The following is a 15,930-nucleotide window of genomic DNA, read 5'->3' as shown; positions in this document are numbered from 1 at the left end:
TGGATCTGGAAGGTGCATTTTTCGGCTGCCCTTGAATGCCCATACTGGACCGGCCTTAATCATTTGATCCTACCGTTTCTGCGGCACGAACCTGCAAGTCCAGGTGGGATCGGCAGACGCCAATAATAAAAGAGCCCGTCCATGAAAAAGCCAAATCCGCTGCTCGAAGACCTCAAGCCCATCCTCCCGGTGATTGCCGCCAATGCTTTCCAGGCGGAACAGGACCGTAGCGTTCCGGCCGAGAATATCGCCTTGCTCAAGGGCATCGGTATGCACCGGGCGTTCCTGCCGAAGAAGTACGGCGGCATGGAGATTTCCCTGCCGCAGTTCGCCGATTGCATTGCGCTGCTGGCCGGTGCCTGTGCCAGTACGGCCTGGGCCATGAGCCTGCTATGCACCCACAGCCATCAGTTGGCGATGTTCCCGGCCAAGACCCAGGAAGAAGTCTGGGGCGACGATCCCGATGCCACCGCCAGCAGCAGCATCGCACCGTTCGGTCGAACCGAAGAGGTCGAGGGCGGCGTGATGTTCAGCGGCGAAATGGGCTGGAGCAGCGGTTGCGACCACGCCGAGTGGGCGATTGTCGGGTTTCGCCGCAAGAACGCCGAAGGCACCCAGGACTATTGCTTCGCGGTACTGCCTCGAAGCGACTATGCCATTCGCGATGACTGGTTCGCGGTGGGTATGCGCGGCAGCGGCAGCAAGACGTTGATCATCGACAACGCGTTCGTGCCGGAACACCGGATCCAGAAAGCCAAGGACATGATGGAAGGCAAGTCTGGCGGCTTCGGCCTGTACCCCGACAGCAAGATCTTCTACTCGCCGTATCGGCCGTATTTTGCCAGCGGCTTCTCAACCGTCAGCCTGGGCGTGGCCGAACGCATGCTCGAAGTGTTTCGCGAGAAAACCCGCAACCGCGTGCGCGCCTACACCGGTGCGGCAGTGGGGGCGGCGACCCCGGCCCTGATGCGCCTGGCCGAGTCCACCCACCAGGTGGCGGCGGCGCGGGCCTTCCTGGAGAAAACCTGGCAGGAGCACGCCGAGCACAGCGAGCGTCACGAATACCCGAGCCGGGAAACCCTGGCGTTCTGGCGAACCAACCAGGGCTATGCCACCAAGATGTGCATCCAGGCGGTGGACCGGCTGATGGAGGCGGCCGGCGGCGGTGCGTGGTTCGAAACCAACGAACTGCAACGGCTGTTCCGCGATGCGCACCTCACGGGCGCCCATGCCTACACCGACTACGACGTCTGCGCGCAGATCCTCGGGCGCGAACTGATGGGCCTGGAGCCCGATCCCACCATGGTGTGACCGTCGGCTCGCCGAGTCCCGCCCATAAAACAATAAATCGAGGCCGTCGTCTGAGGCGGCCGGGAGTCTTGCATGTCCAGTATTTCCGATAGCCCCTTCGATACCCGCGCATTCCGCCGCGCCCTGGGTAACTTTGCCACCGGTGTGACCGTGGTCACCGCTGCGGCTGAAGATGGCCGCAAGGTCGGCGTGACGGCCAACAGTTTCAACTCGGTGTCCCTGGATCCGCCGCTGATTCTCTGGAGCATCGACAAGCGCTCCAGCAGCCACGGCGTGTTCGAAGCCGCCAGTCATTTTGCCGTGAACGTATTGGCTGCCGACCAGATCGACCTGTCGAACAACTTCGCCCGGCCCAAGGAAGATCGCTTCGCTGACATCGAATTCGACAGCGGCGTCGGTGGCGCGCCGGTGTTTGCCGACTGCGCGGCGCGTTTTCACTGTGAAAAATTCCAGCAGGTCGACGGCGGCGATCACTGGATCATGATCGGCAAGGTCGTGGCCTTCGACGACTTCGGACGCTCGCCGCTGCTCTATCACCAGGGTGCCTACTCGATGGTCCTGCCCCACACACGCATGACGCGACGTGAAGAAGGGCAAGCGCCCAGCAGTCACTTCCAGGGGCGCTTGAGTCACAACCTCTACTACCTGATGACCCAGGCATTACGGGCGTACCAGGCCAGCTACCAACCACGGCAACTGTCCACCGGATTGCGGACCAGCGAAGCGCGGATGTTGATGGTGCTGGAGAACGACGCCGGGCTGAACCTGACTGACCTGCAACGGGAAGTGGCGATGCCGGTGCGTGAGATCGAAGAGGCCGTGGCCAACCTCAAGCGCAAGGGCCTGGTCAGCGATGAGGGCGACCGGGTGCGCCTTACCATCAAGGGCATCGATAAAACCGAAGGGCTCTGGGCCATTGCCAAGGAGCAGCAGGACAAGGTGTTCGGCCAGTTTGGCGAGGCTCAGGTGGAGCATTTCAAGACGGTGCTCAAAGGGGTGATCAAGGGCGCATAGAGCAGATCTGTGGGAGCAAAGCTTGCTCGCGAATGGGGGATTCGGTCGACAACGATGTTGACTGGGCCGCCGCTGTCGCGAGCAAGCTTTGCTCCCACAGGCTGGTCCCACAGGTTTAACGCTCCACGGGTAAATCCCTCGCCACAGTCCATCTGCACTCCGATGATGCTAAGATTAGTTAACTCATTAACTAATCCCTTGGCGAACACTCTCCATGCCCAAACCGCGCCAATCCTTGACCCTGACCCTGCTACAGGCCCGTGAAGCGGCCATGGGGTTTTTCCGTCCTTCCCTCAATCAACATGGCCTGACCGAGCAGCAATGGCGGGTCATCCGTATCCTCAGCCAGCACGACGAACTGGAGATCAATCGCCTGGCCGAACTGGCCTGCATTCTCAAGCCCAGCATGACCGGCGTGCTGGTGCGCATGGAAGCGGCGGGCATGGTGGTGCGGCGCAAGGCCGAGCAGGACCAGCGACGGGTCCTGGTGCGCCTGGCGCCCCAGGGACAGGCGTGCTTCGACTCGATGAGCCAGAGCATGGAGGCCAATTACCAGCGATTGCAGGAGAAGTTGGGGGAGGAGAAGCTGCAGACGTTGTTGGGGTTGCTGAATGAGTTGAAGGCGGTCAGGCGCTGAGCTTCCTGTTGCGACTTCTAAGGAGAGAAAGAATAGCTGTGGGAGCAAGGCTTGCCCGCGATGAAGCCATCTCGGTCTCATGGTGAACCGCATCAGCTTCATCGCGGGCAAGCCTTGCTCCCACAGGGTACTCGACTTGGGTCAGTAAACCCCGCCCGTCGCGGGCTTTGGCGCATCCTTGAACGTCGCCGCCAGAGTCTGAAGGCCGCGCATCAGCACGGTCGTATCCACCCCCACCGCCACGAACGCCGCGCCCAGCGCGATGTAGCGCCGGGCCAGTTTCTCATCGGCGCTGAGGATCCCAGCGGCCTTGCCGGCCTGGCGAATGCGGGCGATGGCGTCCTCGATGGCCGCTTGCACGTCCGGATGGCCCGGATTGCCGCGAAAACCCATGGACGCGCTCAGGTCCGCCGGCCCGATGAACACACCGTCGACACCTTCCACGGCGGCAATGGCGTCGAGGTTGGCCACTCCCTCGAGGCTTTCGATCTGCACCAGCAGGCACATCTGTTCATCGGCCTTGTCGAGGTAGCCGGGGATGCTGTTCCAGCGCGACGCCCGGGCCAGCGCGCTGCCCACGCCACGGATGCCGCTGGGCGGATAATGCATGGCGCGCACCAGTTCCCGCGCCTGGCCGGCGCTTTCCACCATCGGCACCAGCAGGGTTTGTGCGCCGAGGTCGAGTACCTGCTTGATCAGCGCGGTGTCGCCGATCACCGGGCGAATCACCGGCTGCCCGGGGTAGGGCGCCACGGCCTGGAGCTGACCCAGAAGGCTGCGCACGTCGTTGGGGGCGTGCTCGCCGTCGATCAGCAGCCAGTCGAAACCGGCATTGGCCGCCAGTTCGGCGCAGTAGGGGTCGGCCAGTCCGAGCCACAGGCCAATCTGCGCCTCGCCACTTTTCAGCCGTTGTTTAAAGGTGTTGATCGGCATGTCCATTGGGCAGTCCTCAGGCAGTCAGACGAAACGGCAGGCGATGGAACCGAGCATGTCGTAGTCGACATGGAAGGTATCGCCCGGGTTGGCCGCCACCGGGCGGGTGAAGGAGCCGCCGAGGATGATCTGCCCCGGTTGCAGGGTGACGTCGTAGGTCGCCAGCTTGTTCGCCAGCCAGGCCACGCCTTTTGCCGGGTGATTGAGCACCGCCGCCGAAACGCCGGACTCCTCGATCACGCCGTTGCGGTAGAGCACCGCCGGCACTTTGCGCAGGTCGATCTCGGTGGGTCGCACTGCACGACCGCCCATGACCACGCCGGCGTTGGCCGCGTTGTCCGAGATGGTGTCGAAGACCTTGCGGGTGGTCTGGGTCTGCGGGTCGACTTGCTGGATCCGTGCATCAATGATTTCCAGCGCCGGGATCACCCATTCGGTCGCGTCCAGCACGTCGAACACCGTCACGTTCGGGCCTTTCAACGGTTTGCCGAGGATGAACGCCAGCTCCACTTCTACCCGCGGGACGATGAAGCGTTCGAAGGGAATGTCGGTGCCTTCGTCGAAGAACATGTCGTCCAGCAGCGCACCGTAATCCGGCTCGGTGATGTTCGAAGAGACCTGCATGGCCCGGGAGGTCAGGCCGATCTTGTGGCCCACCAGCTTGCGGCCGTCCTTGATCTTTTGCGCCACCCAGGCGCGCTGGATGGCGTAGGCGTCGTCGAGGGTAATGCCTGGGTGATCGAGGGAAAACTGCCGCACCTGTTCCCGTGAGCGCTCGGCGTGGTCGAGGCGGGCGGCGGCTTGCTGGATGAGGCTTTGGTCGAGCATGACAAGGTCCCTACTGAGGATTGACGATGGCGGCCCGGGTGCGCAGCACCAGCAGGCCACCCAGGGTGATGAACAGCGCCAGGACATAAAGAGCCAGGCTGGCGCTCTGGGTGGTGTCCCGCATCCAGCCGATGAGGTAGGGCGCGAAGAATGAGGCGATGCTGCCGAAGGAACTGATCAGGGCAATCCCGGCGGCCTGGGTACTGTTGGAGAGAAAGGCGGGCGGCAATTGCCAGAACATCGGCAACGCGGCGCTGGCGCCCATGCCGGCGACGATCAGGCCACCGAGCACCAGCGTCGGGTTGCCGGGGGAGAGCCCGGCGATGGCGATGCCGGCCGCCGCCATCAGCAGCGGCACGCAGAGGTGCCAGCGGCGTTCACGGTGACGGTCGGAAGACCGGCCACAGCCGATCATGAAGAAACAACCCGCCAGGTACGGCACCGCACTGAGCAAGCCGACCTTGCCATCGCTGCCGATACCGGCGCCGTGGATCAGGGTGGGCATCCAGAACGCCAGGGTGTTTACCGCCAGCATCACAGCGAAGTACACCGCCACCAGCAACCAGACCTGCGGGTTATTGAGGATCGCCGAGAACGAGGTGATGGATTTTCGCTGCTCCTCGACACTCAGTTGTTCGCGCAGTTGCTGCTTGGCGTCGGGCGTGAGCCAGCCGACCGTCTCGAAATTGTCCGGCAGGCACTTGAGCACTACCAGGCCCAGCAGGATCACTGGCAACCCTTCGAGGACGAACATCCACTGCCAGCCGCGCAGGCCGCCGACATCGTGGAAGTGTTCGAGGATTCCACCGGACAACGGCCCGCCGATTACCCCGGCCATCGGCACGGCGATGGCGAACAGAGCGGTCACTTGGGCCCGACGGCGCGCCGGGTACCAGCGATTGAGGAAGACCAGGATGCCCGGGAAGAACCCGGCTTCGGCCACCCCCAACAGAAAGCGCAGCACGTAGAAACCGGCGGCGCTGTCAATCAGGAACATGCCCGTGGACAAGGCGCCCCAGACCACCATCAGCGTGGCGATCCAGCGGCGTGGCCCGACCCGGTCCAGGGCCATGTTGCTCGGCACGCCAAACAGCGCATAAGCGATGAAGAACAGGCCGGCGCCGAAGCCGTAGATCGTGTCGCTGAACTGCAGGTCGGCGCTCATCTGCATCTTGGCGAAGCCGATGTTGATACGGTCCAGATGGGCAAACAGATAGCAGACCAGCAGCAACGGCATCAGCCGCCAGGTGATCGTGGCGTGGGTGCGGTCGTGCGCGATGGCGCCGGCAGTGCCAGCGGGATTGGCTGTGCTCATGATCTTGTACTTTTTGTCAGAGGGCCGATGGGTAACCGTCAGGCGCGCTTAGCTCGTCTGGGCCTTGAGGAAGGCGTGGACGTTGTTGGCCTTGAAGTTGAGGTGCTCGTGCAGTTCGATCATCTCGAACGACAACGCCAGCAGGCGCTGGGCCTGGAGTTCGGCGAAGTGCGCGGTGATCGCTTCGAAGAGGTTCTGCGCGACTTTCTGGCGGGTTGCGAGGTCGCGGCCGTGGCCGACTTTCAGCGTCATGTGCACGAAGGCGTAGTCGTGCTTGCCGTCGGCCATGCGCCAGGTGTCCAGGCGCATCCCCCGGCTGCGGATGCCGCCGAGGGGAAACACGCCGCTGTCGCCGAGCAAGGCGTGGACCTTTTCAAACAGGCCGGGCAAGTCGGCCTGTTGTTCGATGTTGTCGGTGTACTCAGCAATGAAGTGCGGCATCGTCGGATCTCCTGCGCAGGCTGTTCAAACCGGAAAAATGGCGTTGATCTGGCCGGTGCCGGAACTGCCGAACGGCTCGGTGATGATTTCCGCCGGCTTGTCGTAATCCGGCCCACCCAGCAGCCCCAGGAGCATGGCGGTGTCGTGCATCTTGCCTTCGCCGAAGCAGTGTTCGGCGTAGTCCGGGAGCATGGCGCAGAATTCCTTCCAGCGACCCTCGCGCCACATCTGGACGACATGCAGGTCGACCTGTTTGTCGAATTCCCGAGTCCAGTTATGGATGTTGGCTTCGGCGTTGCGATCATCGGAGAAGCGGTGGGACAGCGAACCGGACGCCAGCACCAGCACCTTGCGGTCGCTTTTTTCGATGGCCCGGCGCACGGCGGCGCCGAAAGTGAAGCTGTCTTGCAGGCGATGCCAGGCACACCAGGCGGCAATCGAGACGACGTTGAGTTTTTGCTCCGGCGGGACATCCATGTGCATGTAGCGCATAGGCACCAGCGTGCCGTATTCCAGTTCCAGGCTGGGGATGTTGTGGGCCAGGGTACGGACATCGACGGCGTTGGCTTCGGCGGCAATCAACTCGCCCAGTTCCGGCGCGCCCGAGTACTCGTACTCCATGTTCTTGATGAAATGCGGCAGCTCGTTGCTGGTGTAGATGCCCTTGAAATGTTCGCCACTGTTGATGTGATAGGCGCTGTTGACCAGCCAGTGCACATCGAACACCACGGCGGTGTCGGCACCCAGCTCACGGGCGCGGCGGCCGATTTCCTTGTGCCCGGCAATCGCCGCCGCGCGGCAACCGTGGTGCTTGCCGGGCAGCTCCGACAGGTACATCGAGGGAACGTGGCAGATCTTCGCAGCCAGGACGACTTCGCCCATGATGATTCTCCTGAAAAATTGTTCTTGTTGAGGCTAGGGTCACATTAGGTTGATGAACTACAGCCTTTGTGGCGAGGGGATTTATCCCCGCTGGGGCGCGAAGCGGCCCTGAATCAGTCAACCCCGATCAACCTGACACACCGAGGTGTCTGGTTTGAGGTCTGCTTCGCAGCCCAGCGGGGCGGTGCGACGTTTCGATAAATCCCCTCGCCACAGGGGGTGTGGTCATCACAGGGGGCATCGCTGGTTTTAGATGCCCCACCTTGGAATGTGATGACCACCCATGGAGATGCAAACGTTCTTGATCTCGGCAAACACCTCGAAGCTGTACTGTCCACCTTCGCGCCCGGTTCCGGAACCCTTTACGCCGCCGAAAGGCTGGCGCAGGTCGCGGACGTTCTGGCTGTTGATGAATACCATGCCGGCCTCGATGCCGTGGGCCAGGCGATGGGCCTTGCCGATGTCCTGGGTCCAGATGTACGACGCCAGGCCGTATTCGGTGTCGTTGGCCAGTTGCAAGGCTTCGGCTTCGTCCTTGAACGGGATCAGGCAGACCACCGGGCCGAAGATTTCCTCCTGGGCGATGCGCATCTGGTTGTTCACGTCGGCGAACACCGTCGGCTGGATGAATTGGCCGCGACTCAGGTGCGCCGGCAGGTTGGCCGGGCGTTCCAGGCCGCCGGCCAGCAGGGTGGCGCCTTCTTCGAGGCCGATCCTGATGTAGCCGGTGACTTTGTCGTAGTGGGCCTGGGTGATCATCGAGCCGACCTGGGTCTTCGGATCCTGTGGGTCGCCCACGATCAGGCGCTTGGCGCGGGCGGCGAATTCGGCGACGAACTGCGGGTAGACGCTTTCCTGGATGAAGATCCGGCTACCGGCGGTGCAACGTTCACCGTTCAGCGAGAAGATCGTGAACAGCGCCGCGTCGAGGGCCCGTTCCAGGTCCGCGTCTTCGAAAATCAGCACCGGCGACTTGCCGCCGAGCTCCATGGAATACTTCTTCAACCCGGCGGTCTGCATGATTTTCTTGCCGGTGGCGGTGCCGCCGGTAAAGGAAATCGCCCGCACATCCGGGTGCCGCACCAACGCATCGCCTGCCGTCGCGCCGTAGCCCTGGATCACGTTCAACACGCCGTCGGGAATTCCCGCTTCCACGGCCAGGCGTCCCAGTTCGTTGGCGGTGAGGGGCGACAGCTCCGACATCTTCAGCACGGCGGTGTTGCCCAGGGCCAGGCACGGGGCGGTCTTCCAGGTCGCGGTCATGAACGGCACGTTCCACGGCGACACCAGGCCGCAGACGCCCACCGGCTGGTACAGGGTGTAGTTGAGCATCTGGTCGTCGACCGGGTAGGTGTGACCGTCCATGCGGGTGCAGACTTCGGCAAAGAAATCGAAGTTGTGGGAGGCCCGCGGGATCAGCACATTCCGGGTCTGGTGGATCGGCAGACCGGTGTCGAGGGTTTCCAGTTCGGCCAGTTTCGGCACGTCCCGATCGATCAGTTCACCCAGTTTGCGCATCAGCCGGGCGCGTTCCTTGGCGGGGGTACTGGCCCACTTCGGAAAGGCCTCCTTGGCCGCGGCCACGGCCTGGGCCACTTCCTCGGCACCGCCGCTGGCGACTTCGCCAATGGCTTCGCCGGTGGCCGGGTTGTAGTTGACGAAGACGTCTTTGCTTTCGACCTCACGGCCGTTGATCCAGTGTTTGATCATGTTGCTCAAGCCTCTTTACGGGATGCGAAGAACGCGGCTTCGCTGACAATTCGATTGACCAGGCGGCCGACGCCTTCCACTTCCACCACCACTTCATCACCGGGCACCACGTCCGCCAGGCCTTCCGGCGTGCCAGTGGCGATCATGTCGCCGGGTTGCAGGGTCATGAAGCTGGACAGGTATTCGATCAGGTAGGGGATGTCGAAAATCATGTCCTTCGTGCTGCCTTCCTGGCGCAGTTCACCGTTGATCCAGGTACGCAGCTTCAGGTTGGCCGGATCCGGCACATCGGCGACATCGACGATCCACGGCCCGACGGGGGTCGTGGCATCGCGGTTCTTCACCCGCAGGTTGGGGCGGTAGTAGTTTTCCAGGTAGTCGCGGACCGCGTAGTCGTTGCACACCGTGTAGCCGGCCAGGTAGTCGAGGGCGTCCTCGCGCTTGACGTTGCGGGCGGCTTTGCCGATGACGGCCACGAGTTCGCACTCGTAGTGCATGTAGGCGACATTGTCGGGGCGCCAGGTCTGCTGGTTGTGGCCGGTGTAGGTGCCGGGGGACTTGATGAACGCCAGGGGCTCGGTCGGCGGCTTGAAGGCCAGCTCGGCGGCGTGGTCGGCGTAGTTCAGGCCCAGGGCGAACATGCTGCCGGTGGCCGGGGGCAGCCACTCGACCTGATCTTCGGCCAGCAGGCGACCGTCGGCCAGGCGCACGGCGTTGCCGGCCTCGACAATGACGGCGTGGACCTGGTCTTCGAAACGAATGCGCGCATGCTTCATGAACGTGCTCCTGGTTGCTCGGCCACGACGGTGTTGATGAGACGACCCAGGCCGTCGATGTCCACTTCGACGCGATCGCCGGGCACCACATCGACCCGGCCTTCAGGGGTGCCGGTGATCAACACGTCGCCGGCGTGCAGGGTCATGAACTCGCTGATTTCGGCGATCAGTTGGGGGATGTCGCGAACGAAATTGGCCGTGCTGTTCTGCTGCCGTACTTCGCCGTTGACGTACAGCGTGATTGCCAGGCTGTGGGGATCGGCCACGTTGGCGCTCGGCACCAGTTCCGGCCCGATGGCGCAGAAGCCGTCCCGGCACTTGGCCTTGACGGCAGGGCGGTAGTAGCTGTCTTCCGGCAGGCTGAATTCATTGACGACGGTGTAACCGGCCACATAGTCCAAGGCTTCGGCGGCGCTGACGCGGCTGGCCGATTTGCCCATCACCACACCCAGGGCCGGGCCCGGTTGCAGGCGTTCGCCGTGGCCGGGATGAACCACATCGGCGTCGTGCCGGTTGCGGGTGTTGGGGGTCTTGATGAACAGCACCGGCTTGACCGGCGGCTTCTGGTAGGGCGGTTGCTCGAACTCGGCGAGGCGCTGCTTCAGCAGCCCCTGGTAGTTCAGCGCGACCCCGAACAGGGTGCCGGTTGCGACGTCATGCAGGGCACGGCTCATGCTTGTCTCCTGGCGGTGCAGAGGGAGGAGGGCTCTGCGATATTGTTAATGTGTTAACAGTTATAATTAAGATGTTAACTATCGTCAAGCGTGACAGAATGACCGGCACTGGTTGCCTTCCCGGATTCGGTGCAGGATGAGCCTCGGGCGCTGCCTGAATCAGCATAAAAACGAGTACTGCGTGATGACCGATCGTCAGCCGATCCCGAACATCAACATTGGCCAGGTGTACGACCAGCGCTACAGCGACGCCGAAGTGCACTACGACCGGCTCGCCAACCTGGCCGGCTTTTTCGGCCGGAACATGCCGGTGCATCGCCATGACCGGTTCTTTCAGGTGCACTACGTCAAGAGCGGTACTGTGCGGGTGTATCTGGACGATCAGCAGTACGTCGAATCCGGGCCGATGTTCTTTCTCACGCCGCCGACCATTCCCCATTCCTTCGTGACCGAGGCCGACAGTGACGGGCATGTGCTGACGGTGCGCCAGCAGTTGGTCTGGCAGTTGATCGACGCCGACCCCGGGCTCGCCCCGGCCGGTGTGCAGCTACCGGCAGCCTGTGTGGCGCTGACGCAGTTGGGGCCGGAGCAGGCCGGGGAAGTGTGCCGGTTGGAATACTTGTTCGAGGAACTGAGCGCGGAGGTGGCGGCCGCTCGGCCGGGGCGCAGCGTGGCGCTGGACGGCTTGACGCGGCTGATCATGATCAGCCTGTTGCGGTTGTGCTCCAACTCTCTGGAAGCGCGGCCGGCGCGACATGAGGACTTGAAGATCTTTCACCGCTTCAACGAGCTGATCGAAGCGCACTACCTGCAACACTGGCCGTTGTCGCGCTATGCCGAGGGCATCGGGGTGACCGAGGCGCGCCTCAACGACGTGTGCCGGCGCATTGCGGACCTGCCTTCCAAGCGGCTGATCATGGAGCGGTTGATGCAAGAGGCCAAGCGTCTGTTGCTGTTCACTGGTAGCTCGGCCAATGAAATCTGCTACCAGCTCGGGTTCAAGGACCCGGCCTATTTCAGCCGGTTTTTCCAGCGCTATGCTCAGCTCACCCCTGGGGAGTATCGCCAGCGGCAGTCGGGGTTGCGCTGAAATTTATCCTCGATGGAACACTAGCTTTTGTGGCGAGGGGATAAATCCCCTCGCCACAAACCCGTGGCAAATTTGAGCAAGCGGCTTGCTCTTGCAGCTAATTATCTGCGCCACTAAGCTGCCCACTCGTCCATTCCAAGCAGTCCGAACATGGCCAACCCCAGACCTTCATTGACGCTGACCCTGCTGCAGGCCCGCGAAGCGGCCATGGCATTTTTCCGCCCGGCGTTGAACCAGCACGACCTCACCGAGCAGCAATGGCGGGTGATCCGCATCCTGCATCAGCAAGGTGAACTGGAAAGCCACCAGCTCGCCCAGCAGGCCTGCATCCTCAAACCGAGCATGACCGGCGTGCTCAGCCGCCTGGAGCGCGACGGCCTGGTGCGCCGGCAGAAGTCCAGCCAGGACCAGCGTCGGGTATTCGTCGGCCTGACCGAACGCGGCCAGCAATGCTTCGTGTCCATGAGCGAGGGGATGGAAGGCAACTATCGACGGATCGAAGAGCAGTTCGGTGAGGAAAAGATGCAGCAACTGCTGGCATTGCTCAATGAGCTGAAGAACATCAAGCCTTGACGCCGCGAGGTGCCGTTATCGGCCCCTGAGCGACGTCCCGCATTCCTGGTAACAGCGAACAGCTGCCCCTCGACACTGTGAACCTTCCGCCAATGCAGCGCTCACTTGTTAGGCGAGTGATCGCGCTGTCTCCTTGCCGATAAGGATTTCGCATGCTTCAAACCTCGTCATCGCTGCCCCTCCATGCCCCGGTCGAACGGGAACTCAGCGTGCGCGCGGTCGTTACCGGCATCGTGATCGGTATCCTGTTGACGCCCTCCAATGTCTACGCCGGGTTGAAGATCGGCTGGTCGTTCAACATGTCGATCATTGCCTTACTGATCGGCTATGGCATCTGGCAAGGCCTGGCCAGGCGTTCAGCCGCGCGACTGCCCTGGACGTTGCACGAAAGCAACATCAACCAGACGGTGGCCTCCGCGGCGGCCTCGATCATTTCCGGCGGGCTGGTCGCGCCGATTCCGGCCTACACCTTGTTGACCGGCCAACAACTGGATGCCATTCCCATGGTCGCCTGGGTCTTTTCGGTAAGCTTCCTGGGCATCTGGATCGCCTGGTATCTGCGACCGTCGCTGCTCAACGACAAGGCGCTGAAGTTTCCCGAAGGCATGGCAACCCTGGAAACCCTGTTGCACATCTACAACCAAGGCCATGAAGCGGCGACGCGCTTGAGGGTATTGCTTGGCGCCGCGTTGTTGTCCGGCGTGGTCAAGTGGGTGGACACCTTCATGTGGGCTTTTCCGCGCTGGTCGCCAACCGCGCAACTGGAGCGCCTGACATTCACCGCGGATCCTTCGCTGCTGCTGGTGGGGTTTGGCGGAATCATCGGTATTCGCGTTGGTTTGACCCTGCTGCTCGGCGCCTTGCTGGCGTGGGGCGGGCTGGCGCCGTGGTTGCTGGAGCAGGGTCTGGTGCAATTGTCGCAAGGCAGCACGGGTCCGCAGTTCGCGGCGCTGGTGGAGTGGTTGCTGTGGCCAGGCGTGAGCCTGATGGTCTGTTCGACGTTGGCTTCCCTGGGGATTCGCTTGTGGGCTCTGCACAAGACTACCCGGGCTGGCGGTGGGGCGATCTGGGTGGTTCCCAAGGCCGGACCTGCCGTTGGCTTCTTGGTGTCCATCGTACTGGTGGTGAGCTTGCAGGCGCTGTTGTTCGGCATCAACCCGTGGATGGCGCTGTTGACCATACCCCTGGCGATCTGCCTGGCGGCGGTGGCCGCCCGGGTCGTCGGCGCCACGGGTATTCCGCCCATCGGCGCTATCGGACAGTTGTCCCAGTTGAGCTTCGGCATCGTTGCGCCGGGGCAGGTGCCGATCAACCTGATGAGTGCCAACACCGCCGGTGGCTCGGCGGGCAGTGCACGGACTTGATGAACGATTTCAAGGTCGGCCGGGCCATTGGTGTGACGCCGCGCAAGCAGTTGGTCGCCCAGACCCTGGGTATTTTCGTCGGCAGCATCGTCGGCGTATTGGCCTATCTGGCCCTGATCCCGGACCCTCAAGCCATGCTGCTCTCCGAAGAATGGCCGGCCCCGGCGGTGGCCACCTGGAAAGCCGTGGCGCAAACCCTGACCCAAGGGCTGGAGTCATTATCGCCGAGCATCCGCTGGGCGATCTTCATCGGTGGCCTGGCCGGCGTGCTGTTGGGCGTGCTCGACAGCTTGCTGCCCGAGCATCGGGCCCGGTACCTGCCGAGCACCGCAGCCCTGGGCCTGGCGTTCGTGCTGCCGGCCTCGGTGTCATGGATGATGGCCCTCGGCGCGGTACTCACCTGGGCGGTGAGCTGTCGCTGGTCGAGCCTCACGGAGCGCTTCGCAATCACCGCGGCGGCGGGGTTGATTGCCGGGGAGAGCATGACCGGGGTGGGCGCGTCGTTGTGGCAGATGCTAGGGAGTGGGTGATTCACCGAGCATGGCATACGCGGATAGTCAACGTACCCGCTCGCGACTTTCCACCGCCAGGTCCAATGCCTTCTGCATGTCCAACCGCGCCGAGCGCCCCACGTCCTTGTCATTGAGCTGGTAGCGGCGCTCCGACGGCAGGATGGGGGCGGTGAGGTCTTCCGCGTCCATCCGTTCGAAGTCGTGGTTGTCGCCGATGGTCAGGGCGCTGCGGCGCAGCAGCGTGCGCAATTGCTCGGGCTGAAGTTGCGGGTTGATGGACAGCATTGCCGCCAGCAGGCCTGCGACCATGGGCGTGGCGTAGGAGGTGCCGCAATGCACCGCACCGTCCTGGCCTGCACCGGGCGTCGAGGCGTGAGTGCAAGCGGCGGCGGTGATGTCGACGCGCATGTCGATGTTCGAAGAGCTGCGCTTGACCGCATAGGCCGGATCGTCGACCGCGACTCCGGCACGCTCGCTGCGTTGGTGACCACCGACCACCAGCAACTGCTCGGTGATGAAGGAGGAGGGCAGGCGGTATTCATCGCTGCCCGAGAACGAGGAGCCGTTGCCGGCGGAGTTCACCACGATCACGTCGGGGTGCTCCTTGCGCAGCCAGAGAAAGAATTCCTCCAGCAGTTCCTCGTAGCCGCTCATGGCGATGCCCGAGCGCAGCAGGGAATCCACATCGTCCCCCTTGACGTCCTTGGCGCCCACCCGGTGGATACCCCAGCTCCAGTTGAGTACGCGTACGCCATCCTCCACGAGGTTGACCGAGGCGGCGATATTGGCGGTAATCCCGGCATCGGAATTACGTTCGACGATGACCTCGAAGCCACCGCTGGCCTTATCCAGGCCGCGCAGAAAACCCGTGTTGCCACCGTCGTTCCAGCGCGCGGCGAGGATGCCCGCGACGGTGGTGCCATGATCGTCCGGGGCGCCGGCATCGCGGGCGTAGACACAGGTGCGCGGTACCGAGCAGGCACCGAGGTAGTCGGCAAAATCCGCGGTGTCGAAATCCACGTCGCGCTCGATCAGGCCGATACGCACGGGTTGCGGCCGGATGGGCGCCTGCTGTCCGGGGATGCGCCGCTGGTAGTAGTGCACCGCATCGAGAAAGCGGTTCGCGGCCCATTCGTCGGAGTCCTGCGCCGGTTTCTTCGGTTCTTCAGGCCGAGCGGCGGATTGCTCGGTTTCTTCCGCCGCGGACTCCTCGATCACCACCGCATCCACACTGGTTTCACTGCCCAGCCGCAGCACCAGTGCGTCACGCTGCATCAGGTCCGTGGCCGGCAGGCGAAGCTGATAAAGGTTCAAAGGGGCAATGCTGCCGACCACAGTCGCGCCGTACTTGCCGGCAAGGCGCTCGGCTTCCTGAGGGCCGTCGCGATCTTCCTCGATCAGCAGGCTGACCAGATTGACGTAAGTGGTCAGCCCGTCCATGTTCTTCGCCACTTCGTCCGGTCCGGCGGCCAGTACGTGGCTGTTGCGCAAGGTCAGCCAGGCGGCGTTGCTGGTGCGTGGGCCATCCTCCAGCCAGAGAGGGCCGCTCTGGTAGTCGGCGCTGTCCAGTTGCAAGCGCAGGTGCTGTCCCTCGCGCTGGACAGCGTCCGGGGGGATCGCTCGGTTACCCAGCTTCAATTGCGGCACGCCATCGTCCAACCCGCGCACCGTCAGGCACCAGTCCTGGCGCTGGTTTTCCAGAAGATTGCCGCAGCGCTTCAGGTTTTCCAGGCGTAGCGGTTCCTGTGCATCGGCGGTTGTGCCAGTCGCCAGGGTGAATAGCGCAGCGAGGACGGCTGATCGTAAGGGCATGGGACGATTTCTTTGCCAAGGGCCTGATTGCTCCGACTGTCTTTGCCATCGTTACGTT

14 protein-coding genes and 1 pseudogene are annotated in these 15,930 nt (G+C 63.1%); 6 read left to right on the top strand and 9 right to left on the bottom strand.

Annotation, left to right across the window (positions count from 1 at the left end; all coding sequences use genetic code 11):
- The first annotated feature begins 141 nt into the window (after nucleotides 1–141).
- The 3 genes from CGA22_RS26225 to hpaR (CGA22_RS26215) all read left to right on the top strand — a co-directional run bounded on the left by CGA22_RS26225 (nucleotide 142) and on the right by hpaR (CGA22_RS26215) (nucleotide 2,962).
- Nucleotides 142–1,311, top strand: coding sequence for a p-hydroxyphenylacetate 3-hydroxylase oxygenase component (locus CGA22_RS26225; protein ID WP_041020124.1), 1,170 nt, complete (start codon nucleotides 142–144; stop codon nucleotides 1,309–1,311).
- Between the two features lie 72 nt (nucleotides 1,312–1,383).
- Nucleotides 1,384–2,325, top strand: a complete 942-nt coding sequence (locus tag CGA22_RS26220) for a p-hydroxyphenylacetate 3-hydroxylase reductase component (RefSeq protein WP_041020125.1) — start codon at nucleotides 1,384–1,386, stop codon at nucleotides 2,323–2,325.
- 214 nt (nucleotides 2,326–2,539) lie between these two features.
- Nucleotides 2,540–2,962, top strand: coding sequence for a homoprotocatechuate degradation operon regulator HpaR (gene hpaR, locus CGA22_RS26215; RefSeq protein WP_041020126.1), 423 nt, complete (start codon nucleotides 2,540–2,542; stop codon nucleotides 2,960–2,962).
- Between the two features lie 141 nt (nucleotides 2,963–3,103).
- Here the strand turns inward: hpaR (CGA22_RS26215) and hpaI are convergent, their stop codons facing one another.
- The 8 genes from hpaI to CGA22_RS26175 form a co-directional block, all read right to left on the bottom strand.
- Nucleotides 3,104–3,901 carry a 4-hydroxy-2-oxoheptanedioate aldolase gene (gene hpaI / locus CGA22_RS26210; RefSeq protein ID WP_041020127.1) on the bottom strand — a complete coding sequence of 266 codons (798 nt, stop codon included), beginning with the start codon at nucleotides 3,899–3,901 and terminating at the stop codon, nucleotides 3,104–3,106.
- 18 nt (nucleotides 3,902–3,919) lie between these two features.
- Nucleotides 3,920–4,723 (bottom strand): 2-oxo-hept-4-ene-1,7-dioate hydratase, encoded by an 804-nt coding sequence (gene hpaH / locus CGA22_RS26205; RefSeq protein WP_041020128.1) that lies wholly within the window; start codon nucleotides 4,721–4,723, stop codon nucleotides 3,920–3,922.
- Nucleotides 4,724–4,733: 10 nt separating this feature from the next.
- Nucleotides 4,734–6,038 (bottom strand): MFS transporter, encoded by a 1,305-nt coding sequence (locus CGA22_RS26200; protein WP_041020129.1) that lies wholly within the window; start codon nucleotides 6,036–6,038, stop codon nucleotides 4,734–4,736.
- Between the two features lie 48 nt (nucleotides 6,039–6,086).
- Nucleotides 6,087–6,479 carry a 5-carboxymethyl-2-hydroxymuconate Delta-isomerase gene (locus tag CGA22_RS26195; RefSeq protein ID WP_041020130.1) on the bottom strand — a complete coding sequence of 131 codons (393 nt, stop codon included), beginning with the start codon at nucleotides 6,477–6,479 and terminating at the stop codon, nucleotides 6,087–6,089.
- Nucleotides 6,480–6,503: 24 nt separating this feature from the next.
- Nucleotides 6,504–7,361: a 3,4-dihydroxyphenylacetate 2,3-dioxygenase gene (gene hpaD / locus CGA22_RS26190; protein WP_041020131.1), complete on the bottom strand. Its 858-nt coding sequence runs from the start codon at nucleotides 7,359–7,361 to the stop codon at nucleotides 6,504–6,506.
- A gap of 249 nt (nucleotides 7,362–7,610) precedes the next feature.
- A complete protein-coding gene (gene hpaE, locus CGA22_RS26185) occupies nucleotides 7,611–9,071 on the bottom strand; it encodes a 5-carboxymethyl-2-hydroxymuconate semialdehyde dehydrogenase (protein WP_041020132.1) in 1,461 nt (486 codons plus the stop codon).
- 5 nt (nucleotides 9,072–9,076) lie between these two features.
- Complete coding sequence (locus CGA22_RS26180) at nucleotides 9,077–9,847, bottom strand: fumarylacetoacetate hydrolase family protein (RefSeq protein WP_041020133.1); 771 nt, start codon at nucleotides 9,845–9,847, stop codon at nucleotides 9,077–9,079.
- Nucleotides 9,844–10,521 (bottom strand): fumarylacetoacetate hydrolase family protein, encoded by a 678-nt coding sequence (locus CGA22_RS26175; protein ID WP_041020134.1) that lies wholly within the window; start codon nucleotides 10,519–10,521, stop codon nucleotides 9,844–9,846. Before CGA22_RS26175 ends, CGA22_RS26180 begins: the two co-directional genes overlap by 4 nt.
- Nucleotides 10,522–10,705: 184 nt before the next feature.
- Here CGA22_RS26175 and hpaA point away from each other — a divergent pair, with 184 nt between their 5' ends.
- The 3 genes and pseudogenes from hpaA (at nucleotide 10,706) to CGA22_RS26160 (ending at nucleotide 14,078) form a co-directional block, all read left to right on the top strand.
- The gene (gene hpaA, locus CGA22_RS26170) at nucleotides 10,706–11,611 is read left to right on the top strand and encodes a 4-hydroxyphenylacetate catabolism regulatory protein HpaA (RefSeq protein WP_041020140.1); all 906 of its coding nucleotides are present in this window, start codon (nucleotides 10,706–10,708) and stop codon (nucleotides 11,609–11,611) included.
- 150 nt (nucleotides 11,612–11,761) lie between these two features.
- Nucleotides 11,762–12,184 carry a homoprotocatechuate degradation operon regulator HpaR gene (gene hpaR, locus CGA22_RS26165; protein WP_041020135.1) on the top strand — a complete coding sequence of 141 codons (423 nt, stop codon included), beginning with the start codon at nucleotides 11,762–11,764 and terminating at the stop codon, nucleotides 12,182–12,184.
- 152 nt (nucleotides 12,185–12,336) lie between these two features.
- Nucleotides 12,337–14,078: pseudogene (locus CGA22_RS26160) on the top strand (OPT family oligopeptide transporter).
- A 27-nt stretch (nucleotides 14,079–14,105) separates the two neighbouring features.
- Here CGA22_RS26160 and CGA22_RS26155 read toward each other — a convergent pair.
- Nucleotides 14,106–15,872 carry a S8/S53 family peptidase gene (locus CGA22_RS26155; RefSeq protein ID WP_041020136.1) on the bottom strand — a complete coding sequence of 589 codons (1,767 nt, stop codon included), beginning with the start codon at nucleotides 15,870–15,872 and terminating at the stop codon, nucleotides 14,106–14,108.
- Nucleotides 15,873–15,930: the final 58 nt, after the last annotated feature.

Source organism: Pseudomonas sp. PSB18, from assembly GCF_014596565.1.
Classification (GTDB): Bacteria; Pseudomonadota; Gammaproteobacteria; order Pseudomonadales; family Pseudomonadaceae; genus Aquipseudomonas.
Note: the sequence above shows the minus strand (reverse complement) of the source record. Positions and strands in the feature narration are given on the sequence as shown.

What these genes read in the sequence shown, in the direction of transcription:
- CGA22_RS26225 (WP_041020124.1), top strand. Translation starts at nt 142, where the DNA reads ATGAAAAAGCCAAATCCGCTGCTCGAAGACCTCAAGCCCATCCTCCCG.
- hpaD (WP_041020131.1), bottom strand. Translation starts at nt 7,361, where the DNA reads ATGGGCGAAGTCGTCCTGGCTGCGAAGATCTGCCACGTTCCCTCGATG.
- hpaI (WP_041020127.1), bottom strand. Translation starts at nt 3,901, where the DNA reads ATGGACATGCCGATCAACACCTTTAAACAACGGCTGAAAAGTGGCGAG.
- CGA22_RS26155 (WP_041020136.1), bottom strand. Translation starts at nt 15,872, where the DNA reads ATGCCCTTACGATCAGCCGTCCTCGCTGCGCTATTCACCCTGGCGACT.
- hpaA (WP_041020140.1), top strand. Translation starts at nt 10,706, where the DNA reads ATGACCGATCGTCAGCCGATCCCGAACATCAACATTGGCCAGGTGTAC.
- CGA22_RS26195 (WP_041020130.1), bottom strand. Translation starts at nt 6,479, where the DNA reads ATGCCGCACTTCATTGCTGAGTACACCGACAACATCGAACAACAGGCC.
- CGA22_RS26175 (WP_041020134.1), bottom strand. Translation starts at nt 10,521, where the DNA reads ATGAGCCGTGCCCTGCATGACGTCGCAACCGGCACCCTGTTCGGGGTC.
- hpaH (WP_041020128.1), bottom strand. Translation starts at nt 4,723, where the DNA reads ATGCTCGACCAAAGCCTCATCCAGCAAGCCGCCGCCCGCCTCGACCAC.
- hpaR (WP_041020135.1), top strand. Translation starts at nt 11,762, where the DNA reads ATGGCCAACCCCAGACCTTCATTGACGCTGACCCTGCTGCAGGCCCGC.
- CGA22_RS26200 (WP_041020129.1), bottom strand. Translation starts at nt 6,038, where the DNA reads ATGAGCACAGCCAATCCCGCTGGCACTGCCGGCGCCATCGCGCACGAC.
- hpaR (WP_041020126.1), top strand. Translation starts at nt 2,540, where the DNA reads ATGCCCAAACCGCGCCAATCCTTGACCCTGACCCTGCTACAGGCCCGT.
- hpaE (WP_041020132.1), bottom strand. Translation starts at nt 9,071, where the DNA reads ATGATCAAACACTGGATCAACGGCCGTGAGGTCGAAAGCAAAGACGTC.
- CGA22_RS26180 (WP_041020133.1), bottom strand. Translation starts at nt 9,847, where the DNA reads ATGAAGCATGCGCGCATTCGTTTCGAAGACCAGGTCCACGCCGTCATT.
- CGA22_RS26220 (WP_041020125.1), top strand. Translation starts at nt 1,384, where the DNA reads ATGTCCAGTATTTCCGATAGCCCCTTCGATACCCGCGCATTCCGCCGC.